General features: G+C 60.2%; 21 protein-coding genes. 2 read left to right on the plus strand and 19 right to left on the minus strand.

Annotated features, from left to right (window positions below; genetic code table 11):
* Window positions 1–243: 243 nt before the first annotated feature.
* A complete protein-coding gene (locus ACZRMH_RS03580; RefSeq protein WP_464012195.1) occupies window positions 244–426 on the minus strand; it encodes a DUF6124 family protein in 183 nt (60 codons plus the stop codon).
* 417 nt (window positions 427–843) lie between these two features.
* On the opposite strand from ACZRMH_RS03580, the gene ACZRMH_RS03585 reads away from it, so the two are divergent.
* A complete protein-coding gene (locus ACZRMH_RS03585) occupies window positions 844–1,050 on the plus strand; it encodes a helix-turn-helix domain-containing transcriptional regulator (RefSeq protein ID WP_464012196.1) in 207 nt (68 codons plus the stop codon).
* 224 nt (window positions 1,051–1,274) lie between these two features.
* Here ACZRMH_RS03585 and ACZRMH_RS03590 read toward each other — a convergent pair whose 3' ends face one another.
* The gene (locus ACZRMH_RS03590; protein ID WP_464012197.1) at window positions 1,275–1,457 is read right to left on the minus strand and encodes a DUF6124 family protein; all 183 of its coding nucleotides are present in this window, start codon (window positions 1,455–1,457) and stop codon (window positions 1,275–1,277) included.
* 396 nt (window positions 1,458–1,853) lie between these two features.
* On the opposite strand from ACZRMH_RS03590, the gene ACZRMH_RS03595 reads away from it, so the two are divergent.
* Window positions 1,854–2,237 (plus strand): type II toxin-antitoxin system PemK/MazF family toxin, encoded by a 384-nt coding sequence (locus tag ACZRMH_RS03595; RefSeq protein ID WP_464012198.1) that lies wholly within the window; start codon window positions 1,854–1,856, stop codon window positions 2,235–2,237.
* 226 nt (window positions 2,238–2,463) lie between these two features.
* Here ACZRMH_RS03595 and ACZRMH_RS03600 read toward each other — a convergent pair whose 3' ends face one another.
* The 17 genes from ACZRMH_RS03600 to ACZRMH_RS03680 form a co-directional block, all read right to left on the minus strand.
* The gene (locus ACZRMH_RS03600) at window positions 2,464–2,910 is read right to left on the minus strand and encodes an excinuclease (RefSeq protein ID WP_464012199.1); all 447 of its coding nucleotides are present in this window, start codon (window positions 2,908–2,910) and stop codon (window positions 2,464–2,466) included.
* Between the two features lie 33 nt (window positions 2,911–2,943).
* On the minus strand, window positions 2,944–3,384 hold the full coding sequence (locus ACZRMH_RS03605) for a hypothetical protein (protein WP_464012200.1): 441 nt from the start codon (window positions 3,382–3,384) through the stop codon (window positions 2,944–2,946).
* A 205-nt stretch (window positions 3,385–3,589) separates the two neighbouring features.
* A complete protein-coding gene (gene queC, locus ACZRMH_RS03610) occupies window positions 3,590–4,288 on the minus strand; it encodes a 7-cyano-7-deazaguanine synthase QueC (RefSeq protein WP_464012201.1) in 699 nt (232 codons plus the stop codon).
* A 129-nt stretch (window positions 4,289–4,417) separates the two neighbouring features.
* Window positions 4,418–5,644, minus strand: coding sequence for a beta-ketoacyl-ACP synthase (locus ACZRMH_RS03615; RefSeq protein WP_464012202.1), 1,227 nt, complete (start codon window positions 5,642–5,644; stop codon window positions 4,418–4,420).
* Window positions 5,644–6,372, minus strand: a complete 729-nt coding sequence (gene fabG, locus ACZRMH_RS03620) for a 3-oxoacyl-ACP reductase FabG (protein ID WP_464012203.1) — start codon at window positions 6,370–6,372, stop codon at window positions 5,644–5,646. The genes ACZRMH_RS03615 and fabG overlap by 1 nt, the downstream gene beginning before the upstream one ends.
* Window positions 6,365–6,832, minus strand: coding sequence for a hotdog family protein (locus tag ACZRMH_RS03625; protein ID WP_464012204.1), 468 nt, complete (start codon window positions 6,830–6,832; stop codon window positions 6,365–6,367). The genes fabG and ACZRMH_RS03625 overlap by 8 nt, the downstream gene beginning before the upstream one ends.
* Entirely contained in the window at window positions 6,829–8,016 is a 1,188-nt protein-coding gene (locus ACZRMH_RS03630) for a beta-ketoacyl-[acyl-carrier-protein] synthase family protein (RefSeq protein WP_464012205.1), read from the minus strand. Before ACZRMH_RS03630 ends, ACZRMH_RS03625 begins: the two co-directional genes overlap by 4 nt.
* Entirely contained in the window at window positions 8,013–8,498 is a 486-nt protein-coding gene (locus ACZRMH_RS03635) for a hypothetical protein (RefSeq protein ID WP_464012206.1), read from the minus strand. The genes ACZRMH_RS03630 and ACZRMH_RS03635 overlap by 4 nt, the downstream gene beginning before the upstream one ends.
* Complete coding sequence (locus ACZRMH_RS03640) at window positions 8,495–9,223, minus strand: class I SAM-dependent methyltransferase (RefSeq protein ID WP_464012207.1); 729 nt, start codon at window positions 9,221–9,223, stop codon at window positions 8,495–8,497. Before ACZRMH_RS03640 ends, ACZRMH_RS03635 begins: the two co-directional genes overlap by 4 nt.
* Window positions 9,220–10,467 (minus strand): NAD(P)/FAD-dependent oxidoreductase, encoded by a 1,248-nt coding sequence (locus ACZRMH_RS03645; protein WP_464012208.1) that lies wholly within the window; start codon window positions 10,465–10,467, stop codon window positions 9,220–9,222. Before ACZRMH_RS03645 ends, ACZRMH_RS03640 begins: the two co-directional genes overlap by 4 nt.
* Entirely contained in the window at window positions 10,458–11,618 is a 1,161-nt protein-coding gene (locus tag ACZRMH_RS03650; protein WP_464012209.1) for a sodium:proton antiporter, read from the minus strand. Before ACZRMH_RS03650 ends, ACZRMH_RS03645 begins: the two co-directional genes overlap by 10 nt.
* Window positions 11,615–13,927 (minus strand): MMPL family transporter, encoded by a 2,313-nt coding sequence (locus tag ACZRMH_RS03655; RefSeq protein WP_464012210.1) that lies wholly within the window; start codon window positions 13,925–13,927, stop codon window positions 11,615–11,617. The genes ACZRMH_RS03650 and ACZRMH_RS03655 overlap by 4 nt, the downstream gene beginning before the upstream one ends.
* Window positions 13,917–14,513 carry an outer membrane lipoprotein carrier protein LolA gene (locus ACZRMH_RS03660; protein ID WP_464012211.1) on the minus strand — a complete coding sequence of 199 codons (597 nt, stop codon included), beginning with the start codon at window positions 14,511–14,513 and terminating at the stop codon, window positions 13,917–13,919. The genes ACZRMH_RS03655 and ACZRMH_RS03660 overlap by 11 nt, the downstream gene beginning before the upstream one ends.
* Window positions 14,510–14,935, minus strand: a complete 426-nt coding sequence (locus ACZRMH_RS03665) for an acyl-CoA thioesterase (protein ID WP_464012212.1) — start codon at window positions 14,933–14,935, stop codon at window positions 14,510–14,512. The genes ACZRMH_RS03660 and ACZRMH_RS03665 overlap by 4 nt, the downstream gene beginning before the upstream one ends.
* Window positions 14,928–16,472, minus strand: coding sequence for an HAL/PAL/TAL family ammonia-lyase (locus ACZRMH_RS03670; protein WP_464012213.1), 1,545 nt, complete (start codon window positions 16,470–16,472; stop codon window positions 14,928–14,930). Before ACZRMH_RS03670 ends, ACZRMH_RS03665 begins: the two co-directional genes overlap by 8 nt.
* The gene (locus ACZRMH_RS03675) at window positions 16,453–17,391 is read right to left on the minus strand and encodes an LpxL/LpxP family acyltransferase (RefSeq protein WP_464012214.1); all 939 of its coding nucleotides are present in this window, start codon (window positions 17,389–17,391) and stop codon (window positions 16,453–16,455) included. Before ACZRMH_RS03675 ends, ACZRMH_RS03670 begins: the two co-directional genes overlap by 20 nt.
* A complete protein-coding gene (locus ACZRMH_RS03680) occupies window positions 17,388–18,122 on the minus strand; it encodes a glycosyltransferase family 2 protein (protein WP_464012215.1) in 735 nt (244 codons plus the stop codon). The genes ACZRMH_RS03675 and ACZRMH_RS03680 overlap by 4 nt, the downstream gene beginning before the upstream one ends.
* Window positions 18,123–18,137: the final 15 nt, after the last annotated feature.

Consider the following 18,137-nt stretch of genomic DNA (forward strand, 5'->3'; position numbering starts at 1 on the left):
AGTCATGGGAGAGGTGATGCAGGAAGCCTTGGCTATGCGGCATGATGCTCCGGCTTCAATTCAATAACCGTGTTGCACTCAGCTCCTGCAACCGCCCTCCATACCCTCAGGCGTACTTGATACGCTGTTTTTACCTTATACAATTTATCGGCAGAGCGCCGATGGCAGTATTGCTCTCGGCCATTAAGCCCTCTCCCGCAGGGAGAGGGTTGGGTGAGGGCTGGATTTGACCCTTGGCGCCAATCAACGGGCCAATAACTTATCCACAGATGTTTTTATCTGCCCAAGCAAATGCACCACCGCCAGTGCTACATCACGGTTAAGGCCGTGCAGGTTGTCGGCCGATGCGTAGGCCGTGGCAATGGCACAACGCAGCAGTTCTTCGGTGTGTTCGATGTGTTGTTCGTATTCAGGTGTGTGAGTCATGGCGCAGTTCCTTAGTTGATTAAGAGCTGACGCCATTTGCTTGCACACAAAGAGGGTGGCAGCTGTACGCGGGTGTGCAAGACCGGTCGTAAGGAACTGAATCCCGGCAGGCCAGAAGACCTCCCACGTACAGCCGCCATAAAACTTGGTTTTTTGGCAGTGATAATCCATGTTCCTTACTCAATTCGGACTTGCACGTCCGGTCACCCATTGGGGATGACGTACCGGAGGCTAGCGATCGAAAGAGACAGGCGCAAGGCCCAAGGATTCTCTAGGAATCGTCCTGCGAAGGAAAGAGATCGCTCTTGCATATGGTCATCAATGGGTCGTTTTATTGTGCACTGGAGATAAAAGCAGTCAAATCCGCGATATCAAACTCGCCCGGTAGATTGTCAAAGCATATAAGGAGAATGACTTGTGACTGAAACATTTACGCGTTGGGACAGCACCGTATTTCTCAAGACTGAAGAAGATATCGGTTATTGCCTTGAAGCATGTATGGATGAAGCCGGGGATGATCCTGTATTCATGGCCGAGGCGCTTGGTAAGGTTGCCAAGGCGCGTGAGACTCTGAGGATCCTGGGTAACCAGCCATCGCAGAGCCGGCCTGACAACCTGCGATGACAAGCCTGACTGTTTGCAAACAAGGCGCCGAAAGGCGCCTTTGTCACGTCTGGGGTCAAGCGATTACAGCGGCTTTCAATTCACCTTCGACAATTACCCCTGAGTCTAATGGAGGGAGGCTTTTGTGGGAGCGGGCTTGCTCGCGATGCAGGCGCTGCGTTTTATCAGGCATACCGCGTCGATGCCATCGCGAGCAAGCTCGCTCCCACCATTGCGGTCGCGTTTTACCGGGCCAACAACTTATCCACAGATGTTTTTATCTGCCCAAGCAAATGCACCACCGCCAGTGCTATATCACGGTTAAGGCCGTGCAGGTTGTCGGCCGATGTGTAGGCCGTGGCGATGGCACAACGCAGCAGTTCTTCGGTGTGTTCGACGTGTTGTTCGTATTCGGGTGTGTGAGTCATGGTTAGCTTTCCATATCAAGTTGGGAGCTTTCACCATTTGCTTGCACACAAAGAGGGTGGCAGCTGTACGCGGGTGTGCAAGACCGAGGATATAGAACTCGGCAGACTCGAAAGTCTCCCACGCACAACCGCCATAAACCGGGTTGGCGCGACAGCGCTATATCCAACGGACTTGCACGTCCGGTCACCCATTGGGGATGACGTACCGGAGGCTAGCGATCGAAAGAGACAGGCGCAAGGCCCAAGGATTCTCTAGGAATCGTCCTGCGAAGGAAAGAGATACGGCCTGCTGGCGTTGATGCCGGATCAAAAAAAGGACATTCGCAGTCATACAACAAGCTTGGAATCTTCACGGTAAAGCTGCGCAGAATTGCTTTTTTGTTTCGGGCTCCCCGAATGTCTCTCCTTTATCAGCCGAAAGAAGGCAGCGTGCTTATTTGTGATTTCAGGGGCTACGAAGTACCTGAAATGATCAAGGTGCGCCCCGTTGTGGTTGTGCGTAAACACCGAACCAATAAACAGTTGGTGACGGTCATCCCTTTGAGTACAACAGAGCCGCAGTCCTTGCTGGGTCATCATCTTGAACTGCAGAGTCATCTGCAGGGAGCAAGTCCGTTGTGTTGGGCTAAATGTGACATGTTGGCGACTGTCAGCCTTGCCAGGCTCGATCGAATAAAGACCCGGGACCGCCAAGGGCGGCGTATTTATGTGGTTTCACAACTTGAAACAGAAGAGTTTATCGCCATCAAAGCCGCAGTTCGCTGCGCCTTGGGGCTGTAATGCACTTGCATGAGGCGACGGACGGGGGGAAGCAGGGTTGCCTAAATTTTGGGTGAGCGTAATACTCATACCGTTCCCGAAAGGGGCTTGCGAGACTCTGAGGATCCTGGGCAACCAGCCATCGCAGAGCCGGACAGACACAGTGCGATGACAAGCCCGTCTGTTTGTGAATAAGGCGCCGAAAGGCGCCTTTGTCATGTCTGGGGGCAAGCCATTACAGCGGCTTTCAATTCACCTTCGACAAATCACCCTTCAATGCGACACCCGCGATCACCGCACCGGCGTGGCACTCGTAGGTTTTCGGGTCTTTGCGTTCGTTGCGCTTGTAGAAGCTGGCGATGTCAGTCACCGCATTGGCGCCGACCTTTTTCGCCGCTTCATGCAAGGTGATCAAAGCCGATTGCAGCGCCCATGAGCAGGCTTCGTTATCGGTCTTGTTAAACGCATTGGTCTTCTTGTTGGTCACGGCGCCGGGGCTGAGTACCGAGACTTTGCCGCTCGGGGTGTTGCCCGCGAGGTAGAACTTGACGCTGCCGTCGATCTTGCCGGTGCTGATGGCTTCGCTTACGACCTGCTCAAACGGCAGGTACAGCGCAGTATCACGGGCCTGACTCACGGCTGGCAGGGTGCAGAGCAGCAGCGTGGTGGCAGCAGCCAGGGTTTTGAAGTGCATGGGGGTAGTCTCCTTGACCATTAAAATGCAGGGTTACAACGGTTTTACCAGCGCTGACTCCGACAATTGCCGGGCGGTGCGCTCGTTCTGGTTGTTTTTCAACTCACCCACAATGCCCTTGTCCAGCAGGCGCACCCAGCGGATGTAGTTCTTGTGGATCTTGCCGTTCTCGTAGTCCAGCCCGCTGCTGGTGCGGTAGACAATTTGGTAATGATTGGTGCTGTACGGAATGTCGATTTCGGCGTGGTATTGGCCGCGCACGGTAATTTGCGCCTGCACCAGTTGGGGGGTGATTTTTTGCACCGTCCAGCCACGCGCTACCAGGGTTTTGACGATGGCTTGCTGCATTTGTGCACGGTCGGTCTGGATCGAGGCATGCAGCGTACGATCCGGGGTGAGCATGCGCTTGCTGCTGCACGACACCGTGGTCAGCAACGCCAGGGCAATCAGGGTAGCTCGCAAAAAATAATTCATTGTGTGGTTTCCAGAGCGGTTACCGCCAACGACGGAAGATCAACGAGGTGCTGGATCCGGCAATGGCAACATGGATGTTCAAGACGTATTGGTTACGTATTTTGCCCTAACTCGACGCTGTGCAGGACAGCCCTATAGAGCAGGATCGCTCCCACAGACAGGGTGATACTGACCTTGATTGAACAGCATTGCCCGGGCGTACGGGCTATTCCAATGCCAGCTTGGCGTTCAGGTTTTTCAACGTATCGGACGGGTTTGCAAGAAACTCATTTAGCCCTTTTGCTCGCAAATTGCAGGCATCACAGGCGCCGCAACCACTGCCTTTTATGCCGTTGTAGCAGGTCAGGGTGTGGTGCCGTACCAGGTCAAGCTGGCCGTGCGAGTCGGCCAAGGCCCAGATTTCTGCTTTGTTCAGCCACATCAGCGGCGTTTCAATACGCAACTTGTAGTCCATGCCCAGTTCGATGGCGTTATGCAATGCTTTGATAAAATTATCGCGGCAATCCGGGTATCCCGAGAAATCTGTTTCGCAAACACCTGTGATGACCGATTGCGCGCCGACCTGATAGGCATAAATAGACGCCAGGGTTAGAAACAGGATGTTCCTGCCAGGTACGAAAGTGCTTGGTAATCCGTTCACCGTACTGTTGGCATTGGGAACTGGAATGTTGTCGCGGGTCAAACTGCTGATTGCCAACTCGTTGAGCAAGGAAGTATCCAGCACTTTATGCACGGTTACCCCCAGCGTTTCCGAGAGCTGTTGCGCCACTTCAATTTCTTCGCGATGGCGCTGGCCATAGTCGAACGTTATGCAGTGGATTTCATCGTAGAGGGCCAGTGCCTGGATCAGGCAGGTTGTGGAGTCTTGCCCGCCGCTGAAAACGATAACTGCTTTTTTAGTCATGGGTCGCTCTTCCTTGGGTTGCCCCGATGTTTCTCGAGGGGGTATTGACCCTAACGCGTAGATCGAACATCGGTTGTGGGACCTTTCTGGAATTGAGAGACCCTAATTCCGTTTTTCTGCTCTCGCTGTTTACGACCAGCGACGGAAAATCAACGAGGTGTTAACCCCGCCAAAGGCAAAGTTGTTGTTCATCACGTAGTCGTTGTGCATCACGCGAAATTCGTCGCGCAGGTAATCCAGTTCGCCGCAGCGCGGGTCGACGTTATCCAGGTTGTGGGTGGGCACATAGCGGTCGCGGTTCATCATCTCGATGCTGAACCAGGATTCCAGCGCGCCACAGGCGCCCAGGGTGTGGCCAAAAAAACTCTTCTGCGAGCTGATGGGTATGTGTTTGCCGAACAGTTCGCTGGTGGCCAGGGTCTCGGCAATGTCGCCCTGTTCCGTGGCGGTGCCGTGGCCATTCACATAGCCGATGGCGTCAGCGGCCAGCCCGGCGTCTTGCAGTGCCAGTTCCATCGCCCGGCGCATGGTGCTGACTTCCGGGCGGGTGGTGTGCTGGCCGTCGGCATTGCTGCCAAAGCCGACGATTTCGGCGTGGATATGGGCGCCACGGGCCAGTGCGTGTTCCAGCTCTTCGAGCACCAGCATGCCGCCGCCTTCACCGATCACCAGGCCGTCGCGGCCGCTGTCATAGGGGCGCGGGCTGGTGTGGGGGGCGTCGTTTTTCAGGCTGGTGGCATAGAGGGCGTCGAACACCATGGCTTCGGTGGGGCACAGTTCTTCTGCACCGCCTGCGAGCATCAGCGGCAAGCGACCGAACTTGATCGACTCGTAGGCATAGCCGATGCCCTGGCTGCCGCTGGTGCAGGCGCTGGAGGTGGGAATCAGGCGCCCGGTGAGGCCAAAGAAGATGCTGATATTGGCTGCGGTGGTGTGGGGCATCATGCGTACGTAGCTGTTGGCATTGAGGCCATCAGCTACCGAGTTGAGCAGCATATTGCCGAAGGCCTTGATCTCGTCGGTGCTGCCGGTGGATGAGCCGCAGGCCACGCCCATGCGCCCGTCACGGATGATCGGGTTGCCCAGCAAACCGGCATCCTGCAACGCCAGTTCTGCGGCACCCACGGCCAGGCGCGAGACGCGGCCCATGCTGCGTAGTTGCTTGCGGGTCCAGTGTTTGGGCACTGCAAAATCATCAATGGGCCCGGCCAGTCGGGTATTGAGTTCAGTAAAACGGTCCCACTCGTCCATGCGCCGGATGCCGCTGCGCCCGGCGACGAAGTTGGCTTCGATGCTGGCCCAGTCACTGCCCAATGAGGTGATACCGGCCATGCCGGTGACGACAACGCGCTTCATCAGCACAGGCCTCCGTTGACCGCCAGGACCTGACGGGTGATGTAACCGGCTTCAGCCGACATCAAAAAGTTGACTGCGCCAGCGACTTCTTCCGGAGTGCCCATGCGTTGGGCGGGGATCATTTTCATCAGTTCTTCTACAGGTACGTTTTCGTCGAGCATGGCAGTGTCGATCAGCCCCGGTGCCACACAGTTGACGGTGATTTTGCGTTTGCCCAGCTCAATCGCCAGTGCCTTGGCGGCGCCGATCAAACCGGCCTTGGAGGCGCTGTAATTAACCTGGCCGCGGTTGCCGATCAGGCCCGAGACCGAGGTGATGCACACAATGCGCCCGGCCTGGCGGCGGCGGATCATGGGCATCATCACCGGGTGCAGGACGTTGTAGAAACCGTCGAGGTTGGTGCGCATCACCACGTCCCAGTCGTCTTCGCTCAGGGCCGGGAAGGCGCCATCGCGCGTCAGGCCAGCGTTAAGCACCACGCCGTAATAGGCGCCGTGGGTTTCAACGTCGGCTTCCAGTATTTCTTTGCTGCAAGCACGGTCTGAGACATCGAATTGCAGTACCCGGGCGCTACGGCCCAGGGCCTGGACTTCGGCCATGACGGCATCGGCTTCGCTGCGCCCACTGCGGCAATGCAGCACCAGATCAAAACCGGCTTGGGCCAGGCGCAGGGCAATGGCGCGGCCGATGCCACGGCTGGAGCCTGTGACCAAAATGGACTCAGTCATGGCGGGTCTCCTGGGATGTTTGAGCAAGGTAGTTTTCAGCCTGGGGCGGCCGGAATACGTTCAGGCGGGCGCTGGCATGGATGCCGGGGCCGGTGAGGTGGCACTCGAACACGCCCATGCCGTTGTCGTCTTCCAGCGAGCGCAGGGCGTGGATATGCAGCTCGGCGCCCGCCGGGAAGTGTTCGACATTGCATTCGAATTTGCGTGTGCCAAGCAAAAAGCCCAGCTCCACGGGACGGCCTTGCAGACGGGCGCGGCACCCAGCGTAGGCGGCTACGCTCTGGGCCATCAGTTCAATTCCGACCCAGGCTGGCAGGCTGCCGTCTTCGCGGTTGAACAGGCCGCCAGGGCGCACGCTGAGGCGGGTCTGGATTTGTTCTTGATCAAACGCCAGCACCTGATCGATCAGGATCATGTCGCCAGCGTGGGGCAGCAGTTCGGCGAGCGGCCAATCAATCATGGGGCGTCTCCGATTATCAGGCTGACGTTATTACCGCCGAAGGCAAACGAGTTGCTCATCAGGCAGCGTTGAGAGGTCGGGGCCAGGGTCTGGCCGGGTGTTACCCAGTTGAGTGCGGGCAACGCCGGGTCGGGCTGGCCGTCCCAGAGGTGGGGCGCCAGGGCATTGCCGCGGGTCAGGCTCAGCCAGCAAAAGGCGGCTTCCAGTGCGCCTGCCGCACCCAGGGTATGGCCGGTCATGGGTTTGGTCGAGGAGCAGGGCACGCCCCGAGGGAACACGTGTGCCACGGCGTGGCTTTCCATCGCGTCGTTGTGTTGGGTGGCGGTGCCATGCAAGTTCAGATAGCCGATCTGGTCCGCCGCTAACCCCGCGCGGCTCAGGGCCTTGTGCATCGCTTGGGCGGCGCCACGCCCTGTGGGTTCCGGGGCAGAAATATGGTGGGCATCACTGCTTGCGCCCGCGCCGAGCAAGGCGATGCCGTGGTCGCTGGCGGGCTGCCTGCTCATCACGAACAGCACCGCCGCTTCGCCGATATTGATGCCGTGACGGTTGACCGAAAACGGGTTGCAGCGTTCATCTGACACCGCTTCGAGCGCAGAAAATCCGTTGAGCGTGAGCTTGCACAGGGTATCGACACCGCCGCACAGCACCACGTCGCACAGGTTCATGTCCAGCAGGCGCTGGGCGCTCATCAGGGCGCGGGCGCTGGAGGTGCAGGCGGTGGAAATCACATAGGTCGGGCCGCTGATTTTCAGCCAGTCGGCCAGGAAGGTGGCCGGTGCGCTCAGCTCTTGTTGCTGATAGATGTAGTCACCGGGGAACTGCTGATGTTGCAAATAGTGGGCAATGCCACGGCTGGCTTCGTCGATGCCCGAGGTGCTGGTGCCCAGCACCACGGCAATGCGCTCGCGGCCGAAGGTCTGAATCGCCTGTTCGATTTCGCCCTGGATCTGCAGCGCCGCTTCAAGCAGCAACTGGTTGTTGCGGCTGCTTTGCTGTGCGAGTGCCGCGGGGATTGCTGCCAGGTCGCCCGTGACTGCACCGATGGTCACTGAGCGCTCGGCCACCCAGCCGCTGTGTGGCTGCATGCCTGAGCAGTCACCGGCAAACAGCCTGCGTGCTACTTCATCGGGGCCACGGCCCAGTGCGCAAACCACGCCAAGGGCATTGAGGTAAGCCGTCATGGGGCAGACTCCAGGGGGCTGACGAGGTAATGCAAACCGCCCTTCATATCGATGCGAAATACCTGCGGTTGCTGGTAGCTCACTTGCCAGCGCTGGCCCAGCATTCGCAGGTCAGGCGCTGTTTTTGCCTGTGGATAATTATTCGTCAGTTCAGGTGCAGGTGTTAAGGCGAACAATAGCGCGCAGAACAGCTCGCGGGCTTGCGGATTGGGCGGCAACAGACCGTCGGCGTGCCAGCTGCCGTCCTGCAGCAGTTGGCGTGCCTGCGGAATGCCCAGCGGGTCCATCAGCGACCAGCGCAACCCGGCATCTTCCTGCTGGATCACCAGCAACCAGTCCTGACGCTGATCAGCTTGCTGGCGCAGGATATGCAACTGCATGGGCAGGGCCAGGGTTGGCGTGTGCCTGGGCAGCGGCAAACTGGTGCAGCCGCTTAACAGCAGGAGCAGGCATAGCCAAAGTCCAGCAATTCTGTTGATCATTGCTGGGTGCCTTGCAGGGGCTTGCGCGCCACCACATTGACCAGGGTTTCTTCGCGTTGCCCTGCCGGTTTGGGTTTGAGCAGGCCAAAGCGCTCCAGCAAGCCGAAGTCCTTGGAGCGGCTCCACCACAGGTAGGGGTATGACACGTTCTGCGCTTCAAATTCAAAACCCTGGTCGTGGATCATTTCCAGGTATTGCGCTGCGCTTTTTTGCACGTGCATGGGGTGGCGGAACAGCCAGCGAATCACCCAGGTGTCGATATAGGCTTCGGTGGACTCGGCAAACAGCAAGTAACCGCCCGGCTTAAGCACCCGGTAGAACTCGGCCAGCGCCCGGTCCTGTTGTACCAGATGGTGGAAGGTCTGGTGGCAGAACAGGATATCGACGCTGGCGTCAGGGATATTCAGCTCGGCGCAGTCGCTGCCGATCAGTTCGATGTCTATGCCCTGACGCTGTGCCTCTTCGCCGCTCAGTTGCAGGCTCAACGGGTCGGCGTCCAGGCCGATCAGGCGCTTGGGGGCGAAGGTTTTGTGCAGGTACTGGAACGATTTGCCCTGGCCGCAGCCGGCGTCCAGAATCACCGGCGCTGACGGCAGCGCCTCACTGAACAGGCTGCGCAGGTCATTGATCGCCACCCGCAGCACATGGTGCTGCCAGGTATGGCTGCGCAAGAACCAGAAGCCCAGTCGGGTTTCTTCAACGTAGGTATCGCTCAGAGGTTTCATGCCAGCTCCGTGGCGCAGATGTCCGACAGCATGCGCAAACGGCGCTTGGGTTCGCTGACAAACGGGTTGTTTTCGTCCCAGGCATAGCCCGCCAGAATCGAGCTGATCATGCGCCGGATCTGCGGCGAGCTGTCAGGGTGGAAGATGACGTCCTGGAAGGTTCCGGCGTACCAGCCTTCGACGTAGCAACGGAAAGTGTCGACCCCGCGTTTGAGCGGCTCGGCAAATTCGCTTTGCCAGTCCACGGCCTCGCCTTGCAACTGCCGGTGCAGCACGCCCGCGGCCATGCTGGCCGAGCGCATGGCGATGGTCACGCCCGAGGAGAACACCGGGTCGAGGAACTCGGCGGCATTGCCCAGCAGGGCAAAGCCCGGGCCGTGCAGGGTTTTGACGTTGGCCGAGTAACCGCCGATGGTGCGCGCCGGAGTGTCCCACTGGGCATTGGCCAGCACGCGCTGCAGGCTCGGGGTTTCGTCGATAAAGCTGCGCAGGCATTCGTCGAGGTTTTCGCTGCGACCCGCAAAATGCTCCGCCGCCGCGACTACGCCTACCGAGCAGCGGCCATTACTGAACGGGATGCTCCAGAACCAGATATCGCGCTGGGTAGGGTGGGTGGTGATAAGGATTTTTTCGCGATCAAAACCGCTGTAATCAATGCGGTCTTCAACATGGGTAAATACCGCCTGGCGCACCGGGAAATTCGACGGTGCTTCCAGGTCGAGCAAGCGTGGCAGCACACGGCCATAGCCGCTGGCGTCGAGGATAAAGTCGGTTTCGACCTGATAGCGGCTGCCATCTTCGCGCTCAACTTCGAGCAAAGGTCTGGCCCGCTGCATATCGGTGGCGATCACGGTTTCGCCATAGCGGATTTCAACGCCCTGCAAGGCGGCCTGATCGGCCAGCAACTTGTCGAAATCGGCGCGCTGCACCTGAAAGGTGGTGGGCTTGCCGTTGCTGAACGTGTCGCCAAAATCGAAGGCGGTGTATTTTTCGCCCCAGGCGAAGGCCGCGCCGTTTTTTAGTTGGAAACCGGCGGCTTGTACCGCCTCCAGCATACCCGCTTCTTCGATGAAATCGATGCAATGGGACAGCAGGCTTTCGCCAATGGAAAAGCGCGGGAAGTGCTGGCGCTCGATGATCAACACATCGTGGCCCTTGCGTTTGAGCAAGGCCGAAGCGATGGCGCCAGACGGCCCGGCACCAATGACCACGACCTGACGATATTCCATTTCTACTACTGACACAGAGGCTCCTTGCCGGGGACTACAGCCGACTTCAAAGGGGGTTTGTTCATGCCCGCCAGCGCCGGTAGCAGCGTGGCGATCAGGCCCATCAGCATCAGCGCAAAGTACAACGCCGGGCTGATGAGCTGTTGTTGCAGCAGCAGGTTGAGAAACACGATCTCACTCAACCCGCGAATATTCAGTAACAGGCTTTCCCGCCATTTGCTGGCGCCGGCAAACGACGGCGTGGCCCAGTTCAAGCCGAGCCAGTTGCCCAGCAGTTTGCTGGCCATCGGCAGCAGCAACAGTGCAGCCAGTTGCAGTACGCCGATTTCGCCCAGAGCACTGTATATATCAATCTGCACAATGCCGAAGGCCAGGATCAGCGGCACCGCCAGGTGGGTTTGCAAGCGCCCGAGCCACAGGGCGTTTAACGGCATTACCCACGCGACCTTGAGCCACGCCATGCACATCAGGTAGCCGACACCGAAAATCAGCGCATTCAAGCGGTAATGCTCGGCTATCACCAGCAGCGCGAAAAAGCTCAGGCTGTAGCACAGCGGCTGGCGAATACGCAGGGCACGCAGCAGCAACGGCAACAAGGCCCCGGCGATGGGCAGCAGCAGGCTGTTGAGGTCGAGGCTGCCTTGGGCCAGGCCAAACAAGCTCCAGCAGGTCAGGTCGATCAGGATCGCGCTTTGCACCAGGCGGCGGGTGGCAGCAGGCGGGTAATCGATATGGCGCAAGTACAGGTACAGCACCGGTATTGCAGTAATGGCAAAGACCAGGCCCACGGCCAGCGAACTCAGCCAGGGTTGCTCGGGCAGCAGCCACAGGGCGCAGGCCAGCCCGCAGGCAAAGGGTACGGTAAAACTGGGCAGGGCGATTTTTATGCTCTGACGATCAAGGCGCAGGTCGATCACGTCACTCAAAATGGTCCCCAGTAACAGGGCAAAGCTCAGGCTGTACAGGCTTTTGAGCCACACCGGTGTGACCAGTTGTGTGCTACTGAGCTGCCAGTGCGGCTCAATCCAGAACAGCATCAGCAGCGGCAGGCCGATGGATGCCAGCAGTAACTGGCTGACAATCGGGATCAGGCCAAAGTGGCGACCCACCCGGGTCGCCACGGCAAACAGGGCCAGGGTCAGCAGCCAGAACACGGCGGTCATCATTGGCGGTGCTCCTGTTTCCCCGCCCAGGGTGCGAGGATAAAACTGAACGCCAGCCCCAGGCTGACCGACAGGCCGAAGTTGCTGACCGCAGGCGTGCTCGACACCGCCAATAGGCCGAACGACAGCCAGGTGGTCAGGGCCGCCAGCAAGGTGCCGAGCAGGCTGACGGCGGCGCCGCCGATCTGCTCGCGCATCAGGATCGCGTAATCGACGCTGATGGCCGTCACCAGCAGCAGGCCGAACAGGCTGAACAGTGTCAACGGCTGGCCCAGCCAGCCGAGGCTGGCAAGGCTGCACAGTGCTGCCAGCAGCGGCAGGGCGACGATGCGCAGCGCGCCGCCAAAGCCGAAGGGGGCGATCAGCAGCAACACGATCAGGGCACAGGACAGCAGCTTCAGTTCGGCGGCGCTGATTTGCGTGGCGGCAAATACGTTATTCAAATCGCCCAGGCGGTCCACCAGTTGTACCCCTGGCAGGTCTTGCGCCTGTACCCGCAGCAGGCTGGCACTGCTCAAGCCTTGCAGGCTGACCATGGCTGCCACGCCTTCGGCGTTTTTACCCAGCCAGAGTGTGCGCCAGGGTTCGGCCAGCGGGCCTTTGAGCGCGTCATCGATATGCTGCTCGGGCAAGGCTTGCAGTTGTGCCAGTTCGGTTTGCAGTGTGGCCTCGGGTACGCCCAGTTCCAGCAGCGGTTGCCAGTGTTGCGCCAGCTTCGTCAATGCGGCACGCAGTTGCTGCTGTTCGCCGGGCTGGCTGACCAGCTGGTTGAGCGCCAGATAGCCCTGCAACTTGCCCATATGCACCAGTTGATCCAGACGCTCGCTCAGGGCAGCCTGGCGTTCGAGCAGTTGCTGTTGGTTGGCGGCGCGCACCAGAAAGAACTGGCTGGTGGGTTGATAGCCGGTAATCCGTGCAATGGCCTGTGCTTCGGCCAGCAATTGCGGCGGGGCGCCGACCCACTGGCGGATATCGTTTTTGCTGGTCAGTTGCCATAACCCGGCTGCGCAAAATGCGAGCAACAACGCCAGCAAGGCAGGGGTGGGGACTTTACTCAGCAGCGCTTCGCGCACGTTGAGCAGGGTTTGCGCAATACGCAGGGGCCATTGCGCAGGGCGCAGTTCCACGCCTTTGAGCAGCGCGGGCAGCAGGCAGACGGCGCTCAGGTAAGCGCCGATCAAACCGGCTGCAGAAAAAATGGCGATTTGGGTGAGCGCCGGAAACGGGGTAAAGGCCAGGGCCAGATAACCGATGCAACTGGTGGCCAGGCTCAGGCTCAGTCCGGGCAAGGTCAGGCGCAAGGCGGGCCAGCTGCGCCAGGGTTTCAGGCTCCAGCTTTTGGACAGGTAATGCAGCGGGTAATCCACCGCTACGCCGATCAGGCTCGAACCCAGCACCAATGTCATCACATGCATGCTGCCAAAGAACGCGACGCAGGCCACGGCGCCAAACAGCATGCCGACCAGCACGGGCACGAATGCCAGCAGTACCCGCCAGCGCCGAAATGCCAGCAGCAGTAACAACAGAATGCCGATTGTGGCGCCACCGCCGACCCAGGTGATCTCGCGGCTGGCTTGCTGTTGCCCGCTGGCGGCGTAGAGCAAGCCGCTGGCGGCGAGCAATTGCACATCGTTGTTGGCGACTTGCTCGCGGCTGCGCTCAAGCAGCTCGGCGACCCGCAGCGGCAGCTTCATGTCGAAGGCATTGCCCTGGGTGCGGGCGCGCAGCAGCACCCAGCTTTTGCCGTCGGCATCGGCGATCAGGGCGCCGCTGCCAATATCCAGTTGCACCGCGCCGCGTTGCGGCTGGCTGTTCTGGATGCGCCCGGTGAGGCCCAGCCAGTCATCCTCGCTGGGCACCAGGCTGAAGCCGGTGAAGGGATCGAAGAGCGCCTGTACGCGCTGCTGGATAAAGGCGTCGGGGTGTTCGATCAGTTGTGTGCGATCGGCTGCCGAGAGCATCGCCAGGCGCCCGCGCAGCAGTTGTTCGCGCAGGGCCGGGAGGTCGGCCTGGAGGTTCCATTGGACCTTTTCAAACAGCCCGCTGGCTTGCCATTGCTGGCCAAGTTGCTCGGCGGTGGCGATGGCTTGCTGGCGCTCGGCGCTGCCCACCAGCACCAGCATTTCGCGGTTCAGGGGTTCTTGCATGCGCTGCTCTGCACTCAGCTCCAGCGCGTCTGGTGAGTCCCCGGGCACCAGCTCCATCAGGTTGGCCGATAGCGGCGCACCGTGGCGCCATTGCCAGCCGGCGAGCGCGAGCACGACCAGCAGCAGGATCAGAAAGCCACGGGGCAACCAGCGTTCACTGCGCAAAGTCGTGCTGCTCCGCGTCGCTCAAGGGTTGATTGCTGACACTGTTATTCATCTTCAACAGGGTACTGTCGCCCTGGGTTTCTTGCAGCTCGATGCGCTGCACCAGTTCGCCGCCATCGATATTGATCTGCTTGAATACTTGCTTGAGTAACAGTGAACGTGGGGTCAAGGTCAGTTTCCAGTGCTCGGGTTCGCCTTGCAGTTGCAGGTCAAAATCGCGCTGCAGACCGCTGCTGTCGCCTTGCAGAACTGCGAGGAACAGACGGTTTTGCTCGGCGCCGGCGCTTTTGCCGGGGAGCATTTGCCATTGCGTGCCGTCGCGTCGGGCAATGCCCTGGGCGGTAATGCGGTAATCCTGTTGCAGCGGGGTTTTCAGCTGCCAGAGCAGGCCGTGGTCCTTGGCCAGCACAAAGGTGCCGGTGCTGGTCAGGGGTTTGGGCAGGGCGCGCAGATGTTTTTCCTGGATGAAATCACCGTGGATTACCTGAGGCTTGGCCAGTTGCTCACTCAACTGTTGCAGGTCGAAGGCGTGGGCCAGAGGGGTGAACCCGAGCAAGATTACAAAACCCATTGTGGGAGCGTTCATGCCAGCACCCGCTCAACCGCTTGGGTAAAGCACCTTGGAGACACCAACTGCATCTCCTTGCTGGCGATCTCCACCGCGACCTGCACCGTCACGGCCCGGGTGAGGCGCTCACCGGTGACCAGATCAGTAATCAGATAATTGATCTTCAGGCGGTTTTCCCACTCCACCAGGCTGGCGCGCACATTGATACGCTGGCCAAAGGTCGCGCCGCGCACATAGCGCAGCTGCATGTCGATCACCGGCCACGCATAACCGGCATCAAGCATCTGGGTGTAGTTGTGGTCGATATGGTCGAGCAGCGCGCAGCGCGCCACTTCGAGGTATTTGACGTAATGGCCGTGCCACACCACGTGCATGGTGTCGATGTCGAAAAACGGCACCAACACTTCAGTATCAACGTGCAAAACCCCTTTGCTACGCATGCAGCCTCCAGTGTTGTTGGGCGATACGGCTCAGGCACAAGCGCAGTTCGGCTTCCAGGGCGCGGTCTTCGACTACTGGCGGGAAGTCCTTGGCCAATTCGGCATGCATATGTGCCAATGCCGGTGGCAGCGGGCGGGCGTCTGCGGCGCGGCTGCGCAACCATACGCCCTGATTGGCCGCCAGCAGGGTGGCTGCGGCGACCTGTTCGGTCAGCTCCAGCACGCGGATCGCATCGCGGGCGGCGATGGTGCCCATGCTCACCTTATCCTGGTTGTGGCACTCGGTAGAACGCGAGAACACGCTGGCCGGCATGGTGTTTTTCAACGCCTCGGCAGTCCAGGCGCTGGTGCCGATCTGCACCGCTTTAAAACCATGGTTGAGCATCGCCCGCTCGGCGTTTGCCCCCGACAGGTTGCTCGGCAAACCGTGGTTGTAACGCACGTCCACCAGCAGTGCGAGCTGGCGGTCGAGCAGGTCGGCGACGTTGGCGACCAAGGTCTTGAGGCTGTCCATGGCGAAGGCGATATGCCCGCCGTAGAAGTGCCCGCCATGCAGCACACGCTCTTCCTCGGCGTCGATGATAGGGTTGTCGTTGGCGCTGTTGAGTTCGATCTCGATAAACGAACGCAACCAGTTCAGGCTGTCAGCCAATACGCCGAGCACATGAGGGGCGCAGCGCAGCGAGTAGCGGTCTTGCAGGCGATGCAGGGGCGCGGTCGGGGCATCGATGGCCAGATCCTGGCGAATCCATGCGGCGACCTGCATTTGCCCCGGGTGTGGTTTGGCGGCAAACAGGCGCTCGTCAAAGTGCTCGGGGTTGCCTTGCAGTGCTACCACGTTGAGCGCGGTGATGCGCGTGGCGAGCTTGAGCAGGTAATCGGCGCGGGCGTAGGCCAGGCATGCGAGGCCGGTCATCACGGCGGTGCCGTTCATCAACGCCAGCGCTTCCTTGGGCCGCAGTACCAGCGGGGTCCAGCCCAGCTCACGGTGTACGTCGGCCGAGAAGCGGCGCTCGCCCTTGAACAGCACTTCGCGCTCGCCCGACAGGGTTGCCGCAACATAGGACAGCGGTGTCAGGTCGCCGCTAGCGCCCACCGAGCCTTCTTCGGGGATCAGCGGCAGGATATCGTGGGCGATAAAGGCCTGCAAACGCTCCAGCAATTCAATGCGCACCCCGGACACGCCGTGGCACAGCGACTGTAAGCGTGCTGCGAGTACGGCGCGGGTGGCCTGGGCATCCAGCAGTTTGCCCAGCCCGCAACCGTGAAAGGTGTAGAGGTGGCGGGGCAGGGCTTCAACGTGCTCCAGCGGCACCGCCACCACGCACGAGTCGCCGTAACCGGTGGTCACACCGTAGATCACGCCTTCCTTGTCCAGCAGCGAGTCGAGAAAACGGGCGCCTTTGGCGATCCGCTCGCGGTAGTCGGCATCGTCCTGCAGGCGGGTCGGCGCCTGACGATTGGCCAGGGCCAGCACGTCTTCAATGCGCAATGGCGTTTGGCCAAAGGTTACTGGCTCATGGGGTTGGGTCGTCATCGGTCTTCCAGAATGGGTAAAAGTTGAACCATTGTTGCGGCGCTTCGAGGCAGTAATGCCCCAGGCGATCGGCGTAGCGGCCGGCCCAGTGGGCAATCACCTGTTCGCGGTCGCTGCGCCGCCAGAGTACGGCCTCGGTGAAGGGTTCGAGGATGACCCGGTAGCGGCCCGCCTGCTTGAGGCAAAACATCAGGTTGACCGGGCACTTGAGCAACCCGGCCAGCAGCCACGGGCCTTGCGGGAACGGTGCCGGGTGGCCGAGGAAATCGACCACGACATTGCGCCCGCCATGCAGTGGCACACGGTCACCGGCAATCGCCAGCCACTCGCCGTTTTCCAGACGCTGATTGAGTTGCAGCATAACGGCCGGGTTGAGCTCGCTGACCTGGATCAGACGCAAATGGCTGGCCCCGGCTTCGCCCAGCAGGCGATTGAAGTGTTCGGCGTGCTTGGTATGCACCAGCACGTTCATGGTCACCTGTTCGCCCAGTTCTGCCAGCGCCCGGCACACTTCCAGATTGCCCAGGTGTGCGCCCACCAGCATCTGACCGCGCTCGCCGCGCAGTTGATCGCGCAGCAGAGCGGGGTCGACGATTTCGATGTCTTCGATTTTCAGGCGGCCGTTCCATACGTCGAGCTTGTCGAGCAGGGCATCGGCAAACGCCATGAACTGCCCGAACACCCGCCAGCGGGTGGGGCGCAAGTGCTTTTGCCCGCTCCAGTCGGCCAGGCGCTGCTGGTATTGCCAGATACTGCGCCGGGCGCGGCCACCGAACAGGAAGAAGTACAGCACGATGGCGTAGAGCACCGGGCTGAGCAGGCGTCGGCCCAGTAGCTTGACGCCAAAAGCGGTGAGTTTCATCAGCCGGAAACTGCCGCGCTCCTTGTGGTCAGCCCAATGCTGTTGCGGTTCGCTCATGCTCGCCAGCGCCTCCAGAGGATGCTCGGAAAACGCAGCAACATGCCGAAAAACAGCTTGGTGTGCATGCCGGAAATCAGTGCATTGTCGTGGAACAGGCGAAAGTGTGACAGGCCGTCCTGGGGGTAGTGAACTTTGGTCGGCAGCCAGCGCATTGGCTGGTTGCGCCAGGCCAGGCGCACCAGGATTTCGGGGTCGAAGTCCATGCGTTTGCCCAGTTTGACCGAGTTGATCAGCGCCAGTGTCGGTGCCAGCGGGTAGACCCGAAAGCCGCACATCGAATCGGGAATTTGCAGCGACAGGCTGTTGATCCACACCCATACATGGGTCAGGTAACGCGCATACAGACGGCCCTTGGGCACGCTGGCGTCGTACTGTGGATAGCCGCACACCAGCGCTTCGGGGTTGAGCCTGGAGACCTGCATGAATGTGGCTACGTCGCGCAGATCATGCTGGCCGTCGGCGTCCACTTGCAGGGCGTGGGTAAAGCCCAGGCGCGAGGCTTCACGTAATCCGGCCATAACGGCCCCGCCCTTGCCCTGATTAACGGCAAGGCGAATGAGGAAAATGTTTTCGCCTTGGGCAAGTTGTTCGAGCACGGCGCTGCATGCGCAGCTGCTGGCATCGTCGACCAGTACGCAGGGCAAACCGGCAGCGAGCAGGGCATCGACCACCGCAGGCACGGCCGTTTCGTGGTTGTAGACCGGGATCACGGCGCAGGGGTTATGCATGGGCAAGGCCGCTCC

This window comes from Pseudomonas sp. B414 (assembly GCF_055408445.1).

Excerpts from the sequence above, each read along its gene's own strand:
- ACZRMH_RS03635 (WP_464012206.1), bottom strand. The coding sequence starts at position 8,498 with ATGATCAACAGAATTGCTGGACTTTGGCTATGCCTGCTCCTGCTGTTA.
- ACZRMH_RS03640 (WP_464012207.1), bottom strand. The coding sequence starts at position 9,223 with ATGAAACCTCTGAGCGATACCTACGTTGAAGAAACCCGACTGGGCTTC.
- ACZRMH_RS03660 (WP_464012211.1), bottom strand. The coding sequence starts at position 14,513 with ATGAACGCTCCCACAATGGGTTTTGTAATCTTGCTCGGGTTCACCCCT.
- ACZRMH_RS03590 (WP_464012197.1), bottom strand. The coding sequence starts at position 1,457 with ATGACTCACACACCCGAATACGAACAACACGTCGAACACACCGAAGAA.
- ACZRMH_RS03650 (WP_464012209.1), bottom strand. The coding sequence starts at position 11,618 with ATGATGACCGCCGTGTTCTGGCTGCTGACCCTGGCCCTGTTTGCCGTG.
- ACZRMH_RS03670 (WP_464012213.1), bottom strand. The coding sequence starts at position 16,472 with ATGACGACCCAACCCCATGAGCCAGTAACCTTTGGCCAAACGCCATTG.
- fabG (WP_464012203.1), bottom strand. The coding sequence starts at position 6,372 with ATGACTGAGTCCATTTTGGTCACAGGCTCCAGCCGTGGCATCGGCCGC.
- ACZRMH_RS03580 (WP_464012195.1), bottom strand. The coding sequence starts at position 426 with ATGACTCACACACCTGAATACGAACAACACATCGAACACACCGAAGAA.
- ACZRMH_RS03665 (WP_464012212.1), bottom strand. The coding sequence starts at position 14,935 with ATGCGTAGCAAAGGGGTTTTGCACGTTGATACTGAAGTGTTGGTGCCG.
- ACZRMH_RS03625 (WP_464012204.1), bottom strand. The coding sequence starts at position 6,832 with ATGATTGATTGGCCGCTCGCCGAACTGCTGCCCCACGCTGGCGACATG.
- queC (WP_464012201.1), bottom strand. The coding sequence starts at position 4,288 with ATGACTAAAAAAGCAGTTATCGTTTTCAGCGGCGGGCAAGACTCCACA.
- ACZRMH_RS03615 (WP_464012202.1), bottom strand. The coding sequence starts at position 5,644 with ATGAAGCGCGTTGTCGTCACCGGCATGGCCGGTATCACCTCATTGGGC.
- ACZRMH_RS03675 (WP_464012214.1), bottom strand. The coding sequence starts at position 17,391 with ATGAGCGAACCGCAACAGCATTGGGCTGACCACAAGGAGCGCGGCAGT.
- ACZRMH_RS03680 (WP_464012215.1), bottom strand. The coding sequence starts at position 18,122 with ATGCATAACCCCTGCGCCGTGATCCCGGTCTACAACCACGAAACGGCC.
- ACZRMH_RS03605 (WP_464012200.1), bottom strand. The coding sequence starts at position 3,384 with ATGAATTATTTTTTGCGAGCTACCCTGATTGCCCTGGCGTTGCTGACC.
- ACZRMH_RS03595 (WP_464012198.1), top strand. The coding sequence starts at position 1,854 with ATGTCTCTCCTTTATCAGCCGAAAGAAGGCAGCGTGCTTATTTGTGAT.
- ACZRMH_RS03630 (WP_464012205.1), bottom strand. The coding sequence starts at position 8,016 with ATGACGGCTTACCTCAATGCCCTTGGCGTGGTTTGCGCACTGGGCCGT.
- ACZRMH_RS03600 (WP_464012199.1), bottom strand. The coding sequence starts at position 2,910 with ATGCACTTCAAAACCCTGGCTGCTGCCACCACGCTGCTGCTCTGCACC.